The organism is Candidatus Erwinia haradaeae, from assembly GCF_900698935.1.
In the GTDB taxonomy this organism is placed as follows: Bacteria; Pseudomonadota; Gammaproteobacteria; order Enterobacterales; family Enterobacteriaceae; genus Erwinia_E; species Erwinia_E haradaeae_D.
The window spans coordinates 781156-802968 of record NZ_LR217715.1 but is presented as its reverse complement, the minus strand read 5'-3'; the positions used below and the strand labels follow the sequence as shown (position 1 = coordinate 802968).

General features: G+C 33.7%; 15 protein-coding genes, 1 tRNA gene and 1 pseudogene. 11 read left to right on the top strand and 6 right to left on the bottom strand.

From position 1 onward, the window contains the following. Positions 1 to 1332 precede the first annotated feature (1332 nt). A complete protein-coding gene (locus ERCIKOCA2762_RS02505) occupies positions 1333 to 2076 on the top strand; it encodes a 1-acylglycerol-3-phosphate O-acyltransferase (RefSeq protein ID WP_157988608.1) in 744 nt (247 codons plus the stop codon). 7 nt (positions 2077 to 2083) lie between these two features. Here the strand turns inward: ERCIKOCA2762_RS02505 and ERCIKOCA2762_RS02500 are convergent, their stop codons facing one another. Continuing rightward, complete coding sequence (locus tag ERCIKOCA2762_RS02500; RefSeq protein WP_157988607.1) at positions 2084 to 2221, bottom strand: hypothetical protein; 138 nt, start codon at positions 2219 to 2221, stop codon at positions 2084 to 2086. Between the two features lie 2333 nt (positions 2222 to 4554). Between ERCIKOCA2762_RS02500 and purH the strand changes: the two genes are divergently transcribed. Together purH and purD are read left to right on the top strand one after the other, a co-directional pair. Continuing rightward, a complete protein-coding gene (gene purH, locus ERCIKOCA2762_RS02495) occupies positions 4555 to 6144 on the top strand; it encodes a bifunctional phosphoribosylaminoimidazolecarboxamide formyltransferase/IMP cyclohydrolase (RefSeq protein WP_157988606.1) in 1590 nt (529 codons plus the stop codon). A 253-nt stretch (positions 6145 to 6397) separates the two neighbouring features. Further along, positions 6398 to 7681 (top strand): phosphoribosylamine--glycine ligase, encoded by a 1284-nt coding sequence (gene purD, locus ERCIKOCA2762_RS02490; protein ID WP_157988605.1) that lies wholly within the window; start codon positions 6398 to 6400, stop codon positions 7679 to 7681. Positions 7682 to 8679: 998 nt separating this feature from the next. Here purD and speD read toward each other — a convergent pair. From speD to ERCIKOCA2762_RS02475, 3 genes and pseudogenes are all read right to left on the bottom strand, one after another. Next, a pseudogene (gene speD, locus ERCIKOCA2762_RS02485) lies at positions 8680 to 9492 on the bottom strand (adenosylmethionine decarboxylase). Between the two features lie 506 nt (positions 9493 to 9998). Next, positions 9999 to 10211 (bottom strand): spermine/spermidine synthase domain-containing protein, encoded by a 213-nt coding sequence (locus ERCIKOCA2762_RS03560; protein WP_157988799.1) that lies wholly within the window; start codon positions 10209 to 10211, stop codon positions 9999 to 10001. Between the two features lie 1268 nt (positions 10212 to 11479). Continuing rightward, a complete protein-coding gene (locus ERCIKOCA2762_RS02475) occupies positions 11480 to 13453 on the bottom strand; it encodes an exoribonuclease II (RefSeq protein WP_157988798.1) in 1974 nt (657 codons plus the stop codon). An 871-nt stretch (positions 13454 to 14324) separates the two neighbouring features. Between ERCIKOCA2762_RS02475 and rpsF the strand changes: the two genes are divergently transcribed. The 4 genes from rpsF to rplI are packed head-to-tail and all read left to right on the top strand — an operon-like array spanning position 14325 to position 15773. Then, a complete protein-coding gene (gene rpsF, locus ERCIKOCA2762_RS02470) occupies positions 14325 to 14705 on the top strand; it encodes a 30S ribosomal protein S6 (RefSeq protein WP_157988604.1) in 381 nt (126 codons plus the stop codon). 19 nt (positions 14706 to 14724) lie between these two features. Then, entirely contained in the window at positions 14725 to 15045 is a 321-nt protein-coding gene (gene priB / locus ERCIKOCA2762_RS02465) for a primosomal replication protein N (RefSeq protein ID WP_415017153.1), read from the top strand. A 4-nt stretch (positions 15046 to 15049) separates the two neighbouring features. After that, on the top strand, positions 15050 to 15277 hold the full coding sequence (rpsR, locus tag ERCIKOCA2762_RS02460) for a 30S ribosomal protein S18 (RefSeq protein WP_157988602.1): 228 nt from the start codon (positions 15050 to 15052) through the stop codon (positions 15275 to 15277). 43 nt (positions 15278 to 15320) lie between these two features. Continuing rightward, positions 15321 to 15773, top strand: a complete 453-nt coding sequence (gene rplI / locus ERCIKOCA2762_RS02455; RefSeq protein WP_157988601.1) for a 50S ribosomal protein L9 — start codon at positions 15321 to 15323, stop codon at positions 15771 to 15773. A gap of 530 nt (positions 15774 to 16303) precedes the next feature. Here the strand turns inward: rplI and ERCIKOCA2762_RS02450 are convergent. Continuing rightward, positions 16304 to 16380 (bottom strand) — tRNA-Asp (locus ERCIKOCA2762_RS02450). A gap of 157 nt (positions 16381 to 16537) precedes the next feature. Beyond that, a complete protein-coding gene (gene dnaQ, locus ERCIKOCA2762_RS02445) occupies positions 16538 to 17269 on the bottom strand; it encodes a DNA polymerase III subunit epsilon (protein WP_157988600.1) in 732 nt (243 codons plus the stop codon). Positions 17270 to 17339: 70 nt separating this feature from the next. Between dnaQ and rnhA the strand changes: the two genes are divergently transcribed. The 4 genes from rnhA to cmoB all read left to right on the top strand — a co-directional run bounded on the left by rnhA (position 17340) and on the right by cmoB (position 21495). Further along, positions 17340 to 17810 carry a ribonuclease HI gene (gene rnhA, locus ERCIKOCA2762_RS02440; RefSeq protein WP_157988599.1) on the top strand — a complete coding sequence of 157 codons (471 nt, stop codon included), beginning with the start codon at positions 17340 to 17342 and terminating at the stop codon, positions 17808 to 17810. Positions 17811 to 18403: 593 nt separating this feature from the next. Then, complete coding sequence (gene gloB, locus ERCIKOCA2762_RS02435) at positions 18404 to 19174, top strand: hydroxyacylglutathione hydrolase (protein ID WP_157988598.1); 771 nt, start codon at positions 18404 to 18406, stop codon at positions 19172 to 19174. A 610-nt stretch (positions 19175 to 19784) separates the two neighbouring features. Next, entirely contained in the window at positions 19785 to 20516 is a 732-nt protein-coding gene (cmoA, locus tag ERCIKOCA2762_RS02430; RefSeq protein WP_157988797.1) for a carboxy-S-adenosyl-L-methionine synthase CmoA, read from the top strand. 7 nt (positions 20517 to 20523) lie between these two features. After that, positions 20524 to 21495: a tRNA 5-methoxyuridine(34)/uridine 5-oxyacetic acid(34) synthase CmoB gene (gene cmoB, locus ERCIKOCA2762_RS02425; RefSeq protein ID WP_157988796.1), complete on the top strand. Its 972-nt coding sequence runs from the start codon at positions 20524 to 20526 to the stop codon at positions 21493 to 21495. The last annotated feature ends 318 nt before the right edge of the window (positions 21496 to 21813 follow it).

Genomic DNA, 21813 nt, shown 5'->3' with positions numbered 1-21813 from the left:
GCAATTGAAAACCAAAGTGTATCTGTAATATCCAATAGATTCAGGTGATTAGGGTACTATGTATGACGTGACCGCTTTGGTTAAGTGGGATTATATTTTATTTTTTTATATATCATGTTTTATATATCATGATGTTTAGTGCGTTTATTATGGATTATGCGCACATCTCTCAAATACTCACCTTTCCTCTAGTATTCAATAGACACATATTAGTTCGGTGGTATTCCTGAATCATGGGGTCTGATATTTACGCTACTATTATGGTGAAAATTCAATCTTTGAGTAATTTGTAGCGTATGCTAAAGGTTTTTCTGAGCGAAAAAATTGATAGTCGGTGGTATTTTTTCGTTTCTTTTTTATTTTTTTTGCGAGTCGAGGTACCACTGTAATATGATTTTCATATTACACAATGTTTTTTATTTTTTAGTATTGTATAGACAGGATGAGATGCTTTGTATTTACATATGGTATTTACGTATTAGCTCATTGTATTTTTTTAATACTATAGCTATAAGTTTAAAAAATATGTAATACATCTACCATAATATCATATGATTTTTTTTATATTATAGCAGGTCCGTCGATCAATTACACTTTTCTGTTCATTGATACGTAAGTGGTTGTTATAGTTATACAAGTGTTCCAGATTCATAGCAATGCGTTAAGATTCACTATCCAATAAACACTCTTTTGTAGCGCACCTACTTGCTTGAACATCGTACAATTGTTGATGATGATCATGCTGTTTATTGGCTAGTGCTTTTCATATAGATACAAAGCCAAGTCTTGGATTCTGTACTAAAAGATATGGTTTATGATGTACAATGGACATGGAAATTAATGTTCGCGTATAGTACGATGATTTAAGTAGTTTGCAATTTAGCATATTCATGCCTTGTATGGCTATGGGATTTAGAAATCCAACAAAATGAATGTCTATTGCGTAGACATTGTCTTTTTAACATAGAGTGTTTTGTGGTTCCCGCGAAGTTTGTTGATTGAGATCGGTGATTACATTTGGCACTTACGTTTAGAGTGGATCGAAGAGTGAAAGATTGTAGAATTGTACTGGTGCTACTATGATATGATAAGTTTTATAGTGTTCAGTAGTTAGTGAAAATTTAGAGGGGTTGTATATAAATTCAATCTGCTGATCCGTAGTCTGTAACAGATCATTGCTCTATATCTCATTGTAGTACGGTGTTTCTTCTACATTATATAGTAGATAGTTATGAATTATCAGATTAAATATTATTGAAGTATGTGTACAATCAAGAAGAATTTAATGTACTTATTTTGCAATAATTTTGATATTCTTAAGGACACAACATAATGCTGGCTGTATCGCGCATGGTGATCGTGATCATTTACTCAATACTGGTGTGTATTTTAGGTTCTATATATTGTTTATTTAGACCGAGGGATCCGCGGAATGCATCTATTTTTAGTCATTTATTTGGTCGACTAGCGCCAGTGTTTGGGTTAGAAGTGCAGTTGCGTAAACCAGAAGGATTCACCGCTTATCCCAATGCGATTTATATTTGTAATCATCAAAATAACTTTGATTTCATCACTGCATCTAATATGTTGCAACCAACCACTGTTACGGTTGGAAAATCAAGCCTTCTCTGGATACCGTTCTTTGGATTGTTATATTGGTTGAGTGGTAACCTTTTAATTAATCGTAAGAATTATGCCAAAGCACATAGTACTATTATGGAGTTAGTAGCGCAGTTTCAAACCAAAAAAGTCTCTTTCTGGATTTTTCCAGAAGGAACACGTAGCTATGGACGTGGTCTTTTGCCATTTAAGATGGGTGCATTTTATGCTGCTATAGTTGCAGGTGTTCCAATTATCCCGGTAGTAGTTTCTAATATGCATCATAAAATTAAACTTAATAGATTGCGAAATGGGGTATCTATTGTTGAAATGTTACAGCCTATTGATACTAATAATTATAATTATTACTCAGCACGTAAACTCGCGTTACATTGTCGAAATATCATGCTATCCAAGATAGATGAATTAAACGCGGAGGTTGCTATGTATGAAGAGCACTTACGTCGTATGCGTTAAATTTATGTCAACACGGTAATATTTGGATAGAATCTTTTATTTTTAATACTGGCATCAAGACAATAATTAAGGCAATTAAGAAAATAGGAATATCATTCCAACGAGGTGATGTAGTAATTTTAAGACACTGAATCTCTCTGTTCATGGTTTTCAGTGCTATTAAGTATGTACGATATATGTATTATAAAGACCCGTTGATATTTGATCATATTGTGAGTTAGAATAATATCAGTATAGTTTTATTATTTTGGATTTGATGTGTAAAAGAACACACTATACGTGTATTACACAAGACGAAGGTACAATGATATTGCATAATCAATATGTATACAATCATATATCACTTGATATGCACTAGGTGCATTACGGAAGTCATTAGTATTCATAAAATGTTAATTTTGATATTGTTTCTATGTATTGAAAAGCTCACTATCTCATCCTCATCATGAGCTTCACTAAAATGATAGAGAAAAGATATACTGTCTGTAAGAATATTGTTGGTTTGTTTATTATTTGAACAGAGGGTGATGTAGTTCACAAGAGAGTCTTTGGGTATCTATTTGTAAGTTTTGAATTCAGATAAGGGTATTCAGTACTGCTTCAAATAGTTTATAATTCTGCATAGAGCTTTTCTGTATGTCTATAAGTATTGATGTGGTTAATATATAATGCATTCGGGATTAAGGATGGTTATATAATTATATTTTCTAGGAGCGTTTTGTACTATGAAGTAGTATGTGTAATAGATTAACGATGTTCTGATTATAGGTGTATGAATATTTTTAGTAACAAACTCTTGAAAGATACGAGAGTATTTTTGGGAATCTACTTTAATAGGACAAGCATTATATAGTATTTATTTATATTGATTCTAAATAAGTAATTATTACTTCTAAGCACCTAGAACAGCGTGACTGAATCATGTCGTTAACTGTTATTTTTATATAAATATTCATACTTCATATATGGTAAATAACATACATGCGATAAGGTTATCAGGCATAGCGGAGTTATTTCACATACAGTACACAATACAGGTATCGATAAGTTTAGAAGATACAATCGCAGTGTATAGTATAGAATTGATGCAGTACTGTTTAGTTTTCTTTCAGTTCAGTTTTATTTTATTAGAGACTTGTCGGAGATAACATAGACTTGCTAGTTTGTATACTCTATCCAATATGTATTTAGTATAAATATTTAGAATTACATTCTAATAAATATTAGTTCGTTTTTAATATATTTTTAATATATTATGATGACTTATCTATAGAATACAATGATTGATATGACAGGATCCACTGTGAGCTAATGATATTAGTGTCTAAATTGATATTAGTGTCTAATTTAAAAGTATAGCCATCAATGAGCCATCATGAATTCCTGATAGATAGATATTATTTATCTATATACCATATTTATGGAGTATTGATAAAAAATTATTTTTTGAAAAGCGATATAAGCATAATAAAATGATAGAAATATATGACAGCAATGATAGCGAAATGCGAGAAAATTATCTATTGAAGATTGTAGATTATCACTTAGTGTTTTCATGTATTTAAAATATTCTGATGATTAATGAAGGCGCAGAAGATATGAAAAATATTATTTTGTATCGTTATATAATAGATTTTTATGGTTGATAAATATAGAATCTATAGGTGCCTTTTTAAACGTTGGAAATATTTAAGATCTGATTGCTATCGTTATCAATATGGTACTATTTATAATGGATTCACATCTAATGAATATTAAAAGAAGTGTAGTCATCGCTCTCGATAAATATTTTTTAATGTTTATGAACTAAGACGGTATTAGATGTTTTCGTATATCTTAGTTTGTGTGCTAATGTTACTACTCACAGATAGAATCTAGTATCAATCATTGCAATGGAATAATTATTGAGATCTTTCATATAGTATCAATTATTTCTGATATACAGTTATAAGAATATAGATTTATAAGTATTTTACTTGTATTTTGACATCATACAAGGAATATAATTACATTATAGACTGTAAAATATCGGACGTAGTGGTTAAAAAAGTGTAATTTGATCAAGAAGTTAGAGTAACTACAATTTTTCGTATATATATCAATGCATCACTAGCAATTTATTTGCTAGTTAAGAATCGCACAGATAACTTTATTTTGATATTTGTTGAGTGAGAAAATAATAGAGATAAATTTTCATAAATTATAATAATAGAACATGAAAGATTTGGTTTGTATGAAATAATAATGATATTCAAATTTGATATTTAAGTGCATTACTATTATATTAATTTTCGTAATGGTTATACATGAAAGTTATATATACAATGACATACTAATATTATGGTAGTTTATATTATATATAGAAATTACATGTGTTCATTCTCTATTATTATAGGATCAAAGATCAAGAGGGGATTTATACTATATCCTTTAATATTTTCAATATTATGTGCCTTATGAAAGAGGAAGACAAGTACAATGGGACAATGTCATCCAATACGTCGAGCACTACTTAGTGTATCTGATAAGGTCGGTATCCTTGATTTTGCAACAGGACTCTCTGATCGCGGTATTGAAATATTTTCTACTGGAGGAACTGCTCGAGTGCTATCTTCGTCCGGTATACCTGTGACAGAAATTTCTGCTTATACCGATTTTCCAGAAATGATGAATGGACGTTTAAAAACACTGCATCCAAAAGTACATGGTGGTATTTTAGGGCGACGGGATCAAGATGATTGTATTATGATAGAGAACGGAATTCTGCCTATTGATATAGTCGTTGTAAATCTTTATCCTTTTTGTGAAAAAACGTCTCATAATGCTTGTGCACTTAGTGAAGCTATTGAAAACATTGATGTTGGTGGTCCAGCAATGGTACGTGCGGCTGCTAAAAATTATAAAGATGTTGCTGTGATAATAACAAATACTGACTATAGTCGTATTCTTTTAGAATTGGATGAACATAACAATACTCTGACAGAGAACACTCGTTTTCTTTTGGCAATGAAAGCGTTTGAATATACTGCTACCTATGATAATACGATTGCACATTATTTTCAAATGCAATCCTTAAGATTCCATCAGACAAAGATAGAAGTATGTGAGGCGTTTCCCAATAGCTTGAATTTAAAATTGACTAAGAAGCAGGATATGCGATATGGTGAAAATAGTCATCAGCTCGCAGCTTTTTATGTACAGGAACAAAACTTAGAATCATCAATACTTACTGCACAACAAGTACAAGGTAAAGCTTTATCATATAATAATGTCACTGACAGTGATGTGGCTTTAGAGTGTGCTAAAGAATTTGATAGGCCAGCTTGTGTGATTGTTAAGCATTCTAATCCTTGCGGTGTTTCCCTAGGTAATAATATTCTTGACGCATATCAGCGTGCTTATCGCGTTGATCCTATTTCTTCTTTCGGGGGTATTATTGCCTTTAATCGCAATTTAGACTGTCTCACGGCACAAGAAGTTATTCAGCAGCAGTTTGTAGAAGTTATCATCGCTCCATCTGCGAGTAATGATGCCCTACAAGTAACGGCTACTAAAAAAAACCTACGAGTTTTAATTTGTGGATCATTGCACAAACGCCAGAGAGGTTTAGATTTTAGAAGTGTCACAGGAGGAATCTTAGTACAAGACCGTGATGTTCGGTTGGTAGATGTAAATCAGCTACGTATGGTTAGTCAGCGTATAGCTACTCCTCAGGAAGTACATGATGCGCTTTTCTGTTGGACGGTCGTTAAATTTGTAAAATCTAATGCAATTGTCTGTGGACGTCATAATACAACCATTGGTATAGGCACGGGTCAAATGAGTCGTATTGATGCAGTACGCACAGCCGCCATGAAAGCTTCTCAAGCAGGATTAGAAATTTCGGGGTCTGTGATGGCATCAGATGCCTTTTTTCCATTTCGTGATAGTATTGACGTTGCTGCTGATATGGGAGTCAGATGCATTATTCAACCAGGTGGATCTGTTAATGATGAAGAGGTGATAACCGTAGCAAATGAATATGGGATTGCGATGATTTTTACTGATGTGCGTCATTTTCGGCATTAATGAAAGTTTTATTGTATGATGCTATTAATAAGTAGTATCACGGGAAAGCATAGTTATCATCTTGAGCATCTATTGATTTAAATACATAGTGTGATATAGACATTTTCAGAAATTAATGAAGAATCCATTATAGACGAGAGGTAATTTTGTTACTCGAAAGACCTTGTTATCATCACGATGAGAATCGTCATTATATTTAGACGGTTACTCAATATTTTTAGACTTATTAACTAAAAGTAAAATAGAGTGTCAAATGAAAATTTTAGTGATTGGAAATGGTGGTCGCGAACATGCATTGGCTTGGAAAATATCTCAATCACAGCTAGCAACTAGTGTATTCGTTGCTCCAGGTAATGCTGGCACTGCGTTGGAGCCAATGATTATGAATATTGATATTCAACCGAATAACATTCCAGCACTATTAGATTGTGCAATGACTAAACAGATTGATCTTACTATTGTAGGCCCAGAATTCCCTTTAGTAAATGGGGTAGTAGACATTTTTTGTAGTGCTGGATTAAAAATCTTTGGCCCAACTCAGTCCGCAGCATTGTTAGAGGGCTCGAAAGCATTCACTAAGGATTTTTTAGTACGACATGATATTCTAACAGCTGAATATCAACATTTTACAGACGTAGAGTTAGCTCTAAGTTATGTGCGTAAAAGGCGTATGCCAATTGTTATCAAGGTTGATGGATTAGCGGACGGGAAAGGAGTGATTGTTGCTAGAACCTTACAAGAAGCAAAATCTGCTATTCACAATATGTTAGTAGAGAATGTCTTTGGGGCATCAGGTCGTCGTATTATAATAGAAGAATTTCTTGAAGGCGAAGAAGTAAGTTTTATAGTAATGGTAGATGGTAAAAATGTTTTACCAATCGCAAGCTGCCAGGATTATAAATGTGTGGGTAATGGTGATATTGGTCCTAATACTGGTGGTATGGGAGCGTTTTCTCCTGTTAAATTGGTGACAGAGAAAATGCATCAGCGTATTATGGATGAGGTTATCTTACCCACCATACGTGCGATGGTGTTCGAAGGTTGTTCTTATACTGGATTTCTTTATGCTGGTTTAATGATTAATAAAAATAGTCAAATTTATGTTCTTGAATTCAACTGCCGTTTAGGAGATCCAGAAAGTCAACCTATGCTACTGCGTTTACAGTCTGATTTATTAGATCTCTGTCTTGCAGCTATAGATGGGAAATTGGATCAAAAAAAGGTTTTTTTGGATCCTCGTCCAGCACTGGGAGTGGTCTTAGCTTCACATGGGTATCCTGGCAACTATATTAAGGGTAATAGGATTTATGGCTTGCCGCTATCGTCATCAGGAGTAGATTGGAAAGTTTTTCACTCAGGTACTGCAATGCAGGATGGAGTAATAGTAACCAATGGTGGCCGTGTAGTGTGCGTCACAGCATTAGGAGAAGATTTGACAGAAGCAAAAAACTATGCTTATCAATTAGCTAGTCAAATTGATTGGCGTGGTAAATTTTTTCGTACAGATATTGGAGAGAGAGCTATCAGCTGTGCATAGTCTATTAAAAAGGTACTTTTATATATTACATAAGATTATTTCTATTGAAGAATGTAATTGATATATGATGAGTATAGGGCAACTTGTTTTGATAAGATTTAGTACCAGGTGATTGGGTTTATAGGCATTCTTTTATCTCAAATAAAAACACATGTCATCCATTTTATAAGAGTATTTCGGCATAAATATGTTGATAACTTGCATTATTCTAGTATCAACGATACTGGCTATTTTATTATCATATGTTATTTTTACTATGTGTGTATGAGGTTATAATATACTAGTGTTTGGAATTGTAAGATACCATTCATCACTTGTTGGGAGTTATATTCTAATATTTATAGATAATACATCTTATTGATTATCTATAAATAGATATGAAATAAAAATAAGAATAAGGGAATTTGTTTTTAGACTCTAATGGTCTCTTATGTCCATTATTTATATTGAATTATGTGGTTAAATGATATAACAAATCATAAAAATGTTGTTTTTCAGTAATTTATGGTAGCTATATGAAGCAGACAAGTAGGTTTTATTTATGTAAAGAGCTTAGGGGGTTTAGTACCTGTAGATAGTTCATCATAAGTACATCAGAAAAATATTATATAATTTTTTAGGATGATGAAGATATTTAAGAATTGAAACCATTAATTAATGTCATATATAGAAACAGATTTTTTTATAAAATTCAGAGATTGAATTTATTTTTTTGAGTCTTTGTTGATGTTAAACTTGTTGTAATATCTCTGTAGAATTACAATTCTACGATAGTTTGTATAATGATTGCTATATATTACTTTCTGTAAAGTCTGCCTTATATTATTAATACTGATTAGTAGTATGATGTATAAGAACTTGTTAATGAGATAGCCCTGATATATCACAAAATGCATGATGTATGTTGGTTATGGATATCTTGTACAAATATAATTTAATTATGTTAACACACAATAAAAAGTATTTTAAATGTCTGTATGATTATAGACATAATCTTTTTAGAAAGCAATGATGGGAATATTAATAGATGTGTATACAATTGATATAATATTGCGACCATAGTAGATTTCATGCATTTATTTTCCATAACAGATCAGTGATGCGTTAATGTTATTTTTTACAAATGTTTTCTATTTTAGTATCAAAAAAGGTCATGAATCAGGTTAAATTTTTTTTAAAATCCTCTTGACATGAAAAGATTGTTTTGGCCGATCTTCACATCTAACATATCAAGCATAGCTTTTATATTGTCTGACATACAGCTTGATATCAAATTTATTTTGATAGCTAATAACACACTTGATCCCGTTCACATCACATGTAAATCCACGTATACAATAATCTATTGTGACAATATCAGATTCAAGTTGATGAATTCATTAATTTAGTGTCTTTAGGGATGTGATAACTCCACAGGTAGATACTTCAATGTCAGTACGAAAAGTACATAGTGCACCTTCAGGATGGTTTTCTGGATAAGTATGCACATAGATATGGCTTTTTTATCTAGGGGTAAAAGCAGTTAGTTTTGTAGCGAACCAGGATGCTCAGAGGTGTTAAATATCATGTGGACCAATAAGTGCTTCAGTCACTAACATGGTAACGCTAGCATTTTGTAGTTCATAGTTTTTACGTGCAATATTCAGTCCATTAGCACTAATAATTAAGCAAATTTTGCTTAAAATTCCTGTTAATCTTGCAGTATTATACTGTTTATTAAAATATGTAATATACCTATTACGCCCTGCAAGAGTGATGGCGCGACATATATCATAGATACAAAAACTCAGGTTTGTTATTAGCTTATTCAAGCCATATAGTTGTAAGTTTTACAATGTTGTTTTTTCCTTCAATATTCATTATGTTTCTAGCATCTTTAATAAATATCGTGGTCAAGCAAAGCTATGAGCGTGTATTTTGAATTATCATAACGGAAGTTTACATTTGCTGACATGCATCTATCTTTTAAGGTAGAGTGATCTATCTGGTTTTCAGCAGTCATGATTACTTTATAAAGCGAATATGATAACATCGCCACAGTAGGTTGGGATAGCAGCCTGGTAAGGGTTGATATTACTAAAATAACATTGAAGTTTGTGGTAATTATTGAGTTTTTTTAATTTTTAAAACAAGATACACCATGGTATGGTATAAAGATTCCACAATTATGTAAGCATTGTACATCTTGTATAAAGCTCTATAGTTATAGAGACTTTCGCTTTGTTCAATAGGACCGGTGGAGTTAGAGAGAATAACATGAAATTTCTTTCTTGTTTGTGTCACAAAACTAGCGCCATCTTAGACGGTAAGTATTAATTCAGAATATCCATAAGTACCAGTGATATGATGCGGTAATTTTTTGGCATAATCTTGCTATATATTCCTTTAGTTCAAGCATTGTAATATATTTAATCATTTTATATCGGCTGACTTCGCGTAATATGCCATCCTCCTTATCATCAATAATTAGTACATTTCTTGGTGTGTGATATGTGAGAAGAGGAAGATGTGTTAGCGCTTCATGATAGATAAATACATCAGATTTTGTTTTTTACACTCTATCATCTAGTGCGATAATATGGTCTAGAATAAGACTCTTAAAAATTATCCGGTGGTGGTTAATTGGACTATGGCATAGGATTGTATCAATAGTAAATGCTGTCCTAGTCCAGAGTAAAGTGTTTCTTACATATATTATGAGTGGCCATATATAGTGATCCTTATATTATACGAGCGTACCAACCATTGATGCATGACTGCTCTAGATCGTTACTAGAGCAGTGAATAATGTGAGGCTTGAGATAAAATAAGTGTTAATTAATTTTTGATGGTTTTTATGTTCTTATATCTTGTACTTCAGAAATCGAAAAAATTTTATAGTGGTATGTCATTTGGACTATGATAGATGACTACTACTAGTAGTAGTCATCTTAATGACTAGAGCATGACATTGAAAGTTGTGAGACATGCAAAACGCTTTCTGTAGAATTTTTTTAGATGTTGAAAAGACATAGGACCATTGTCAGCTCAGCAAGAACCATTTGTACTATTGTGGAGAATGCTATTGATTTGATGCATGTTCACAGTAGTGTTTATTTGATACCGCTATTGATAGACGTTTTGCATAAAATCATGAATACGTGCATGACATACTGTATGTGTTATTAATAATTAAAATGTTATATTTTGTATGCTGTTGGAGAGAAGACTAATCAAATATATTTTCCAGGAGCTCTATTATTAGAGTAGGTTTAGCATAAAAGCATGATACTGTAAAGCAGTATTTATTTTTTAGCTACAAGAAATGAGTGTGTTAAATATACCTCATTGTATAAGAAATGAGGTATAAATCACTAAATGATATCATCAAAAGAGAAATTTTTTATCTCTCTTGAACAGTATCACTAAAACTAGTACAACAATACCATTTCAGGTGGAAAGATTATTTTTAATAAAAAAGAGATTGCGTGCACTGTTTTCTAGATTAGTTTTACTCTAAACTGAAACACACAAAATACTTTTATTTGACTAGTGACGCGTCATCGGTGTGACGATTCTCGTGCTTTTTAGGTAATAATTAGATATAATGAGCTGGTTAGATTTGAATTTTAAGGCACGGATAGCTATTTTTAATAAGGTGGATTAGTCTAGAAGTTGAGGATAGTGAGCATGTGTTATAATTAAACCATGTTTATACGATCGCTAAACAAAGGGAATGGTATTGTTTACCTTGATTGGTGAGTGAGTTTGACTCACTCAAGAATAAGAGAAAACGTCAAGTTTATAATTCATGATATTTTATGACGAATGATCAGAAGGAACTGGACGGGCTATGATGCTGCGAGTGTCCATGCGTACTGTTTCAATAGTCACTTCTATCATATCCGTTACACGGTAGATCACTATATTTTTAATTTTTACAATTCCATTGTCATGACTACACACAAGTTCTTTTCGTGTGTGATGAATAAACGAAGAGGGAATAAAAGCTACTGCGCCGTTTTCTTGTAAACGAATACGCAGACCTCCTCTAGAGACATCAATCACTTCTGCGCTAAATTTTTTTAAACTACCAACTATTTTTTGAAAAAAACGTAAGTATAGCCACTCACTTACCTCTCTTTCAGCTATGCGGTTTTGTTTACGACGTTCGGACATTTTAAGTGCTAAAGTTTCTGTAGGACACACGCCGCATTCACCTTTAATGATGGCTTTCAGTAAGCGATGATTAACCATATCACCGTATTTGCGGATAGGGGATGTCCAAGTGGCATATACTTCTAGTCCTAGGCCAAAATGTGGGCCTGGTGTAGTTTTTATTTCTGACAGTAACTGAAATCTCCGTATGCGATTACTTAAAAACTGTGTAGGTAGAGAATCTAACTGACGGCGTAATATTCGAAATCCCTCTAATGTTGTGATTGTTCTTTTATCGGTATTAATACCATGATTAGAAAGTACTGTAACTGCTTGCGCAGCATGAGCCTGATCAAATCCAAAATGTACATTGTATATACCAAATCCAAACTTATCACGTAATAAGTGAGCGGCACATATATTTGCAAGAATCATCGCTTCTTCCACGATGTAATTTGCAATGCGTCGATGTTCAGCAACAATATCTAATACCTCACCTGTTTTACTCAATAAAAAACGAAATTCTGGTCTTTCTTTAAAAATCAGGGCATTTTTGTGCCGCCATTGATTGCGTATTATGCGTAAGCGGTTTAAAAGGGTTAGTTGTTTAGCAATGATTGTATCGGGTGGTTGCCAGTGACTTTTTTGATGATCGTCTAGCCAATCAGAGACATGGTCATAGACTAGTTGACACCTCGAGGTGATCCATGCAGCAAAGAATTGCACGTTGGCATCAGGTGTGCCATTAGAAGAAATCGTGATACGGCAAGCTAATACTGGTCTTTTTTTATGTGGGCGCAGAGAGCAGATGTTATTTGATAATTGGCGCGGTAGCATAGAAACGTGAAAACCAGGTAAGTAATTAGTAAAAGAACGCTCAGAAGCTGCGGTATCAATCATGCTATTGACCGATACATAGGCGGTGGGATCGGCAATAGCAACTATCAGTGTTAGTTGATCTATTCCAGTTTCTTCTATGTATAATGCGTCATCAATATCTTCAGTATTAGCACTATCAATAGTAATAAATGGCATTTCTGTCAAATCTTGCCGTTTGAGCTGTTCATCAAGCATCTCCTGTGGAGAATCTAGCGTTGGTTCTGTGCGTGCTAGATTGTGACGTGCCAGTGTAACCCACCATGGAAATAAATTATTTGCATGTGTGGTGATAAATTCAGTAATTTCAGCGTAGAAAAAATGATTTCCACTTAGAGGATGATGTCGTAGTTCTGCTACTACCCAATCTCCTTCTTGTAAGGCAGATTTCATAATATTTTTACTGATTTCACATTGAATAGCCTGTGTTAGTTGTTTTTGATCTGGGATAATGAATAATTTTTTATTTTTTTTCTGTATACGTCCCACAAAGCGCGTTAAGAATGGTTGAATGATTTTTTCTGGATGGGCGACTTGAAGTTCTTTATTATTCTGGATATGGTGTTGCACTACTGCGGCTACTCGATCACCGTGCATAACTTTTTTCATGCACGGAGGCGGAATAAAATAACTTTGTTGTGTACTCACTTCTAGAAAACCAAACCCTTTTTCATTTTGTTTTACTATACCCTCTACGTATTCACTTTTAGAGCGGAGTTTATTTTTTAACAGTACCAGCGCTGGGTTATTTTGTAGCATCATTTTTCAACACATTTTAGTTGTTAGCAAACATAGATTATCATAGGTGATATTTGATATGAAAGCAAGGATAGCTACAATAAAATTGTACATCTTGATATTTTTTTGTCTGCATTTTTTCGTATCTATATTTTAAGAATCAGCATGTATTATGGGTGTTTTCTTTGTGTTGATCTCGATATAAGTTTATGCAAAAATATATTGAATTATTGTTAATACCATGAATATGACATATTATGATAATACCATAGTGACATGTAAGGCTATTTCGTGTTACGTAACAGCAGTTACGATATTAGGTGCATTATAGTTGAATATTTGATGAAATTTACAAGATTAAGATAGACAATAAGTTTAGAAGGATTATACTAAAAATAAGAAACTCCACATAACTGCTAATGCAAGATTACTGCTAATGTAAAAGATCGGTAATTTTTTCGAATAGTGAAGAAGTGAAAAGACCTATCCATGGCTTGATAGTCAATAATGGTATTATATAGTTTAATAGTACAGAAAGGTGTGGTAGTTGTAGAAAATAGCAACGATTAGGTAATCTCAGTGTTAATTTAAATAAAGATACCTGACATGCATGGTGTTTTTAAAAACTATTTCCCCAACCTTTGAAAGACATTATAAAGATTAGTATGTGGTGTAGTTTCTAACAGATGCAGAATTAAATCTACTAATTTGATATTGTTTTTATGACATCTCATGAGTATGATGATAGATATGTAGATATGAAAAATCAAGAGGAATGATTGTTTTTCATATACCTATAACATCACCATACTTTATCTCAATAATTTTCCTTGCCTCAGTGGATTAAAGCGAATTTTAATACGAGGTTGAATAATCCGTAGGGAGCCAATCTATGCGTCATTATGAAATTGTTTTTATGGTGCATCCTGATCAAAGTGAACAAGTAGTTAGTATGATTGAAAGATATTCTGATGTTATTACATCTGCAAAAGGGCTAATACATAGGATGGAAGATTGGGGTCGTCGTCAACTTGCTTACCCAATTGATAAATTACAGAAAGCTCACTATGTTTTGATGAACATAGAGGCTACACAGGAAATTATCGATCATCTAGAAAGTCAATTTCGCTTTAATGATTCTATTGTTCGTACTATGGTTATGCGTATGAAGCAAGCCGTAACAGAACCATCGCATATGTTAAAAGCAAAAGATGAGCGTCGAGAGCGCAGAGAAGATTTTTCTAATGAAATATTACACGATATAGATATGTAATCTACCTGAAGAGCAGTTATTGGTGAAAGAAAATTGGAGTACGTTGTCTGGTGTAGTCCACCGAGAACCTAGAAGGGGCATAAGCCCATCAGGTATCCGACACTTTCAATTTATACTAGAGCATCGTTCGCAACAAAAAGAAGCTGATTTGAATCGACGAGTCTGGTGTTGGATGCCGGTAGTCATGAGTCTATCAGCAACACATGAGATGCCTTCATATATTATGGTCGGTGTATGGCTAAATGTTCAGGGTTTTTTATCTTGTCATAAAAACCGTTATGATTTAAACAGAATTGTATTACATGCTAAAAATATTGAACTCATAAAGTCTGGAGAATAGATACATGGCACGTTATTTCCGTCGTCGTAAATTCTGTCGTTTTACGGCTGAAGGTGTTCAAGAGATTGATTACAAAGATATCTCTACGCTTAAAAATTACATTACAGAAAGCGGCAAGATTGTACCTAGCCGAATCACAGGTACACGAGCAAAATATCAGCGTCAGTTAGCTCGCGCCATTAAGCGAGCACGTTATTTGTCTTTTTTGCCATACACTGATCATCATCAATAAATAACCATATTGTATATTACCCCACCTTAAGAGGGCACGCGTTATGCAAGTGATTTTACTGGATAGAATAGTCAATCTAGGAAGTCTAGGAGATCAAGTCAGTGTCAAAGCAGGATACGCTCGTAATTTTCTAATTCCTAAAGAGAAAGCTGTGGTTGCCACGAAGAAAAATATTGAATTTTTTAAGGCACAACGCACAGAGTTAGAAAAAAAAGTAAGTGAGGTTTTAAACATTGCCTATCAACGTGCTCAGAATATCAATAACTTAAAAGTTATTACGATCATATCCAAAGCAGGTCACGAAGGTAAATTATTCGGCTCGATAGGTACTCGTGATATTGCGGAAGCTATTATGAAAGCAGGCGTGGAAATAGCAAAAAGTGAAGTTCGGTTATCAAATGGTGTATTACGTACAATTGGTGAGCACGAAGTCGGGTTTCAGATTCATAGTGAAGTATGTGCTAAATTAAAAATTAATATTATTCCTCAAGATTAATCTGAGTATCTAATGAGCGTCTCAGGTACAGTAAGATTTTATTTTTTTAATGTGTGTGGATTTTTAGTAGTAAAAACTACTGCATAAAATGAAGTTGTCTGATAATGTATACAAGAATGGTAGTCTACTCACTGAGGTGATATAGATAATTTTATAATTTCAGAGTAAATAAAAATTCTCGAACGAAGAAGTGATTATATTGATATAATAATCAAGCAAGATGGTCTGTTAATAGTACTATTTTAGTATTAATATAATATCGCACATATGATCGTCATAAAAAATTCACTATATAGGTTTGATTGATAGTTTCTTTTATTTTATAAAAATTCTTACTGATAAATAAATGTGCATGAATTATATGTGATATCCTTCTTCCACATTCATGATGTGTGTCTTAATGTTACGTGAATCATGAATTGTGGTAAAAATATATACACTACCTCGGTATTATAAATTTTATTATATAGAACTCCACCACATTATATAGCGAAATCCATTCTATATTCATGGAATTTATTATTAATATGTGGCGGAACGGACGGGGCTCGAACCCGTGACCCCCTGCGTGACAGGCAGGTATTCTAACCAACTGAACTACCGCTCCCTTTTGATCTTATGTATCATAAGTGGGATTTAACACTACGTCAATAATTTTTATTGAGAACATCTGATTTCATAACTGTCTGTAATTATAACAAGCTCTATGGTTATATATGCTCAACCTAGATTATTAAGTGGAAGCATATTTCTAATATCATGATTTAGGTGTTACGGTCTTGGCAGCTCCAAAGGCATAGACCGTTTTTTTTCTGTATAAGCGCGAGTCGCGTCTGATGAGCTTGTATTTCTTCTGTAGTAGCATGAATAACACATAAATTAGAGGTTGGATGAACTACACGATGAGTAATCTCACTATCTGATGAGTTCTGCCTTTCTCCATGCATGGATAAAGGCAGGGTGGTTTGACCTCCAGTCATAGCTAAAAAAACGTCAGCTAAAATTTCTGCATCTAGGAGTGCGCCATGGAATGTGCGTTTGCTATTATCTATTTGATAACGCGTACACAGTGCATTTAAATTGTTTCTTTTTCCAGGAAACAGCTTACGCGCCATTGATAAACTATCAGTGATTTTACAGATGACTTCAATGTTTTCAATTCCGCGGTGTAATTTAGCAAATTCATAATTAATAAACCCAAGATCGAACGCAGCATTATGTATAACTAGCTCTGAATCTTTAATATAGTTCAGAAAATCATCAGCGATTGATGAAAAAGTTGGTTTATCTTGGAGGAAATGATCGGAAATGCCGTGTATACGGAATGCTTCTAGATCGACGGGACGATCGGGTTGGAGGTAGGTATGAAAGTTATTTTTAGTACAACGTCGGTTGATGATTTCTACAGCTCCGATCTCAATAATGCGATGTCCTTGATGAGGGAGACCAATGACGTTCATGCCCGTTGTTTCAGTATCAAGTATAATTTGACGCATAGCCTACGCTCTCTATCGTATAATGTATTTGTATTTGCTTTAGAATGGTACCTTATGGAGTCTACCAGAAATGTTGAGAAGGGTAGAAGTGTTTACTGATGGTTCATGTTTAGGAAATCCTGGTCAAGGTGGTTACGGTACGATTATACGATACGGAAAGTATGAAAAAATATTCAGTGCAGGGTTTCATCTTACAACTAATAATCGTATGGAGATCATGGCAGCAATAGTAGGATTAGAGGCTCTCAAACAACCTTGTGTAGTAGTACTTAGTACTGATAGTCAGTATGTCCGACATGGGATTACTCTTTGGATATATAATTGGAAACACAGGGGGTGGAAAACCGTGGATAATAAAATAGTAAAAAATATGGATCTTTGGCAACGATTAGACCAGGCGTTAACTCAGCATCAGATGAATTGGCAATGGGTGAAGGGGCATGCCGGGCATCGAGATAATGAACGATGTGATGAAATAGCCCGCATTGCAGCTGGAAATCCCACCATGTATGATACAGGCTATCAGGCTGTATCTACATAATTGGTACTATAAATAATACATACATATAATATGATAAATACAGTTAAATGAAAAGTTCATATGAACTCATATCTTAGAAAAGATATAGATGTTATCTCGAGTATTCTAGAGAGATGGATGAATATGTTGTTCATCTATGCTTTATCATATATGCATCTAGGAGTAAGATTTATATGCGATTTTGAATAAAAATGAATGACTAATCGCGGTGTATGTAGTGGTAATTTGTTTATATTTCTAATTTGGCACTTTTTAAAAAATATTTCTAACATAATATATGTTTTGTAGGGCCTTTTCAGTAAACAGCAAAGATGCTAAGTTTTATACCACATGCGATTGCAAATATAGGCAATGATATTGCAACACTTATACATGAGGATACACAATATTGATAACAACATATCATATGCAATGTGACCCTCTGGGATTCATAAGAACTTGGAGGCTGCCTTGGCCCCTATTTAACATATATGATATAAAAGTAGTTTTGAACTAAAAACTCCTATTGTATTTTAGTTTTTTTGGGCTATTGAATGAGTATTAATAATTTAAATGTAGATGCGTAGTGCATGGAGCGTATTTCTGGTGAACATATGGATTCGGTAAAGACTACTCTGACTAGTATACTTGCTTTAAAAGATAACTATATTTGGTTTATCAGCAATAATAAGGGGCAGTGCTTAATAGTGGATCCTAGTGATGCTGAGCTCGTACTCGATGTGATGATACAAAAAAACTGGAAACTTCTAGCAGTTTTATTAACACATCATCATTTGGATCACGTAGCAGGTGTACCTCTTTTATTACAGCGCTATCCTGATCTTGTTGTTTTTGGACCACAAGAAACACGTTGTTATGGGTCCAACAGATTAGTACAAAATGGAGATAATATTAATGTTTTAGATCTTAATTTTACAGTATTTTACACGCCTGGTCATACCTTAGGTCATGTGACATATTATTGCCATCCTTATTTGTTTTGCGGAGATACTTTATTTTCTGCTGGTTGTGGCAGAATATTTGAAGGGACCGTTCAGCAGATGTTTACATCTTTAAGAACACTTAACAAATTACCAGGCGACACGTTAGTATGTAGTGCGCACGAATATACTTTGTTTAATCTTGCTTTTGCACATCATATGTATCCATACGATACAGAAATCATAAAGTACTATCGTGTGGTGCAAGAATTACGTGCACAAAATCAATTAACTTTACCGACACGACTAGATTATGAACGTAAAGTCAATATTTTTCTTAGGACAAATAATATCGGGTTACAAGGTGTCGCGGGTAGAGACAAGATTCCATTAACTGAAGAGCAAATCTTTGCACTCTTACGTGCCAAAAAAGATCTATTTTAACAGATGAATTTGTAGTTTGATGGTAAGGATACTAGATAGGGTGTATCACTTTTTACGCGTGAATACTATTATTTCGTACAAGAATATGCACACGCAGTATGGTACTACCGCAAGGTAGTGTAATTAAAATATACATGATATTCATTATATGCTATCTAGTCTCAAGAGCACTATACTTGCATATAACTCTGATGTGACCGCAAAGAAAACTACTAGCACTCTAATAGAGTGTACTTGGTGCACACTGATATATCGTATTATATCTATAATAGATACTATCTCTGTCTTGACAAACTATCTCAGAGTCTTTATGGCGTATTGAAACTGTTATTATAGTAGGCTGCATTATCACCACAATGAAGTTTTACAGTTATGATAATAAGGATTATGACATGAGCATGATTACGATCAATATAAGCACCTATGTAACAGAGGACCAGAATAGCATTGTAATCTTATCTTAATATCTATTGTGTATGGTATAGTGGTTTGGAATTTATATTTCATAAAAATTAGCACGAATATGATGTAGTGCTAAAGAGAAAGCGTTTAGAAACAACAATAATTCAACGAAATGTATTTTTTTACACGCTATCTTGGAATGCTTATGATGTCTAAACGTGATACTTTGTTATCCAAACTGATTATAGAACCTAAAGATTGGGTGTTTGATCAGAAAGTGGTTGATGTTTTTCCAGATATGATTCAACGTTCTATACCTGGTTATAATAAGATCATATCTATGATCGGAATGTTAGCTAAACAGCGTATACAAAGCAATTCTTATATTTATGACTTAGGTTGTTCTGTAGGTACAGCTACCTTAGAACTTCAAAAAAATATTATAGTCAAAGGTTGTAAAATTATTGCCATCGATAATTCGTCAGCCATGGTTGAACGTTGTCGTGATATTGTCACATTGTGTGTTAATACTGATGTTGTAGTTGAAGTTTTGGAAGCTGATATTCGAAGGATTTCAATTCAAAATGCTTCATTAGTGGTTTTAAATTTTACATTGCAGTTTTTACGTCCACAGGAACGTCAAGAGTTAATAAATACGGTTTGGAATGGTCTTAATCCCAAAGGGGCATTGGTTTTATCTGAAAAATTTCGTAGTGCTGATACAGAGATGGAGGATTTATTAGTAAAGATGCACCATGATTTCAAGCGCAATAATGGTTATAGTGATCTAGAAATTCATCAGAAAAGTCGTATGTTAGAAAAAGTTATGTTGACTGATACTCTAGAAATGCATACGCAACGGTTGCAGAATGCTGGTTTTCAGCATTATACGCTATGGTTTCAGTATTTTAATTTTTTTTCTATTCTCGCTCTAAAATAGGGTTATACTGATGGATTTTTCTCATTTTTATCATATTGTGGCTAAAAGCCCCCTCCAACACTGGTTGGAAACCTTACCGGCGCTGATTGCATCTTGGCAACATCAAATGTTATCTAAAAATTATCAATTGTTGGAGCGTGCAGTACAAAATTTACCTAGTTTAACCCCGGAATTTTTAGATTTATTACATGGTGTTGTGGCTGATCATACTCAGATCACAGTGCGGCAACGTGCAGGTATGGAGAAATTACTTCGAATTTTGATGCCGTGGCGTAAAGGTCCTTTTGTTCTTTACGGGATTACTATTGACAGTGAGTGGCGATCAGAGCTTAAATGGGAAAGAGTTTTACCGCATATCTCTCCTCTCTCTGGGCGTATCGTGCTCGATGTAGGTTGTAGTAGTGGTTATTATATGTGGCGTATTCTTGGTCATGGGGCACATCTTGTAGTGGGAGTTGATCCTGTTCCTATTTTCCTATATCAGTTCGAAGCAGTGCGTAAACTATTGGGTAATGATCAGCGAGCTCATGTAATACCTTTGAGTATAGAACAGATACCTGCTCTACACGCTTTTGATACTATTTTTTCCATGGGTATACTATGTCATCGTCGTTCCCCGCTGGATCATCTTTGTCAACTTAGGTCGCAGTTAGTGAGAGGAGGAGAGTTAGTTTTAGAGACTTTGGTCATACAAGGAGACGCTCAAAGAGTGTTGGTGCCTCAAAAAAGTTACGCTAAGATGCGTAATATATATTTTATTCCATCGAGCCAGGCGCTGAAGAATTGGATAGAAAAGTGTGGTTTTTGCAATGTACGTATTGTTAATCATAGTATCACTACCGTAGATGAACAGAGATGCACTAATTGGATGCCCAGAGAATCATTGTCAAGTTTCTTGGATCAAAAAGACTCTACGAAAACAATAGAGGGTTATCCTGCTCCACAACGTGCTGTATTTATTGCTACTGCATTTGCATGAATACTATCATATAATCACGAGGGTCATATATTAAATAAGCAGTGATTAAGAAGTATTATATCAGCTGGTAATCGTCTTCAGACTGATGTTTTTATTTTGGATTGTATCTACGTGTTAATTATCCTAAAAGGAAGGTTCGGATATATTATCTCTACGCATTATATATAGTGTGCGCAAAATGTACTATGCATAGATAGTATATTTGAGTGTTTATTATATAAAGTAATGCATGAGTATATTTTTGCGTAGTACCTCAGATTACCTAATAGAGAAGGTAGTTATCATATTAAGATAGAGATTAGAAACGCATATTGAAAA

Bases quoted from the DNA above. Each gene is read 5' to 3' on its own strand.
- ERCIKOCA2762_RS02505 (WP_157988608.1), top strand. From the start codon at position 1,333: ATGCTGGCTGTATCGCGCATGGTGATCGTGATCATTTACTCAATACTG.
- ERCIKOCA2762_RS02500 (WP_157988607.1), bottom strand. From the start codon at position 2,221: ATGAACAGAGAGATTCAGTGTCTTAAAATTACTACATCACCTCGTTGG.
- purH (WP_157988606.1), top strand. From the start codon at position 4,555: ATGGGACAATGTCATCCAATACGTCGAGCACTACTTAGTGTATCTGAT.
- purD (WP_157988605.1), top strand. From the start codon at position 6,398: ATGAAAATTTTAGTGATTGGAAATGGTGGTCGCGAACATGCATTGGCT.
- ERCIKOCA2762_RS02475 (WP_157988798.1), bottom strand. From the start codon at position 13,453: ATGCTACAAAATAACCCAGCGCTGGTACTGTTAAAAAATAAACTCCGC.
- rpsF (WP_157988604.1), top strand. From the start codon at position 14,325: ATGCGTCATTATGAAATTGTTTTTATGGTGCATCCTGATCAAAGTGAA.
- rpsR (WP_157988602.1), top strand. From the start codon at position 15,050: ATGGCACGTTATTTCCGTCGTCGTAAATTCTGTCGTTTTACGGCTGAA.
- rplI (WP_157988601.1), top strand. From the start codon at position 15,321: ATGCAAGTGATTTTACTGGATAGAATAGTCAATCTAGGAAGTCTAGGA.
- dnaQ (WP_157988600.1), bottom strand. From the start codon at position 17,269: ATGCGTCAAATTATACTTGATACTGAAACAACGGGCATGAACGTCATT.
- rnhA (WP_157988599.1), top strand. From the start codon at position 17,340: ATGTTGAGAAGGGTAGAAGTGTTTACTGATGGTTCATGTTTAGGAAAT.
- gloB (WP_157988598.1), top strand. From the start codon at position 18,404: ATGGATTCGGTAAAGACTACTCTGACTAGTATACTTGCTTTAAAAGAT.
- cmoA (WP_157988797.1), top strand. From the start codon at position 19,785: ATGTCTAAACGTGATACTTTGTTATCCAAACTGATTATAGAACCTAAA.